At 68.2% G+C, this 1,593-nt stretch carries 1 protein-coding gene; it reads left to right on the top strand.

Annotated features, from left to right (window positions below; all coding sequences use genetic code 11):
- Nucleotides 1-1,593, top strand: a 1,593-nt coding sequence (locus ACODSD_RS24730) for an RHS repeat domain-containing protein (RefSeq protein WP_488878604.1), incomplete at both ends; no start/stop codon positions are given.

The raw sequence follows: 1,593 nt of genomic DNA, 5'->3' as shown, positions 1-1,593 counted from the left end.
GCCGTCCGAGCCTGAGCATCGATGAGGCGGGCTATGTGACCGAGCGGCGTTACGACGCGGCGGGGCGGGTGACGGACACCATACGCTACGCCAAGAGCCTGGCGCAGATGGGGCTGTCGGCGGAACGCCTGCAAGACCGCGCCCAGGCCAACCTGCTGCACAACAGCCTGTTCGAAGCCTCGGCGCCGGGCAAGGTGGCGAACTGGGGCTATGGCGCGTGGAACGCTGACGCCGAAGTGGGCGGCAATCTGAACGCCGACTGGCGGATAGCGGAGGGCCTGGCCGGCGAGAACACCGTCTACTTGCACCAGACCGGTCGCCATCCGCAAGACGCTTACCAGGAACTGGTGCAAAGCGTGCCGGTGCAAGCCGGACGTCGCTACGCCTTCTCGGTGTACACCGGCGCGCATCGGGCGAATACGAGCGTGCACATCGTGTGGTTCAACGCGGCGGGTCAGGCGCTGGGCGCCACATCGGAGCAGACGGGCGCGCATCGCAACACCCCGGCGGACAACTTGCCGGGCGGTCCGGCGCTGAAGGGTTACAAACGGACGGTGGCGGACGGCGTGGCGCCGGACGGCGCGGTGCGAGGCGTGGCGACGCTGCGCAAGACCAATACCGCGGTGGGCGAGAACGACTCCTGGCTGTTTGCGACGCGGGCGCAGTTTGAAGAACTGGCGCTGGACGCCTCGGGACCCAGCGACTGGAAGCCGGCATTGGTGGCCGACGCGGCCGACCAGCACAGCCGCAGTTTCTACGACGCAGCCGGACGACCCAGCCTCAGCGTCGACGCGCAGGGCTATGTGACCGAGCGCCGCTACGACGCGGCGGGCAATGTCACCGATACCCTACGCTATGCCAAGAACCTGGCGCAGATGGGGCTGTCGGCGGAAAGCCTGCAAGGCCGCGCCCAGGCCAACCTGCTGCGCAACAGCCTGTTCGAAGCCTCGGCGCCGGGCAAGGTGGCGAACTGGGGTTATGAGGCGTGGAACGCCGACGCCGAAGTGGGCGGCAATCTGAACGCCGACTGGCGGATAGCGGAGGGCCTGGCCGGCGAGAACACCGTCTACTTGAACCAGACCGGTCGCCACCCGCAAGACGCTTACCAAGAACTGGTGCAAAGCGTGCCGGTGCAAGCCGGACGTCGCTACGCCTTCTCGGTGTACACCGGCGCGCATCGGGCGAATACGAGCGTGCACATCGTGTGGTTCAACGCGGCGGGTCAGGCGCTGGGCGCCACATCGGAGCAGACGGGCGCGCATCGCAACACCCCGGCGGACAACTTGCCGGGCGGTCCGGCGCTGAAGGGTTACAAGCGGACGGTGGCGGACGGCGTGGCGCCAGACGGCGCGGTGCGAGGCGTGGCGACGCTGCGCAAAACCAATACCGCGGTGGGCGAGAACAACTCCTGGCTGTTTGCGACGCGGGCGCAGTTTGAAGAACTGGCGCTGGACGCCTCGGGACCCAGCGACTGGAAGCCGGCATTGGTGACCGACGCGGCCGACCAAGTCACCCACCAAAGCTACGACGCCGCCGGTCGCCTGATCCAGGAAACCCGCGGCGACGGCGGCAAGCTGGCCGCTACCACCCGCT

It is taken from the genome of Chromobacterium sp. FG22 (assembly GCF_057809415.1).
The sequence above is the reverse complement of the archived record's forward strand: the minus strand, read 5'-3'. Positions and strand labels throughout refer to the sequence as shown.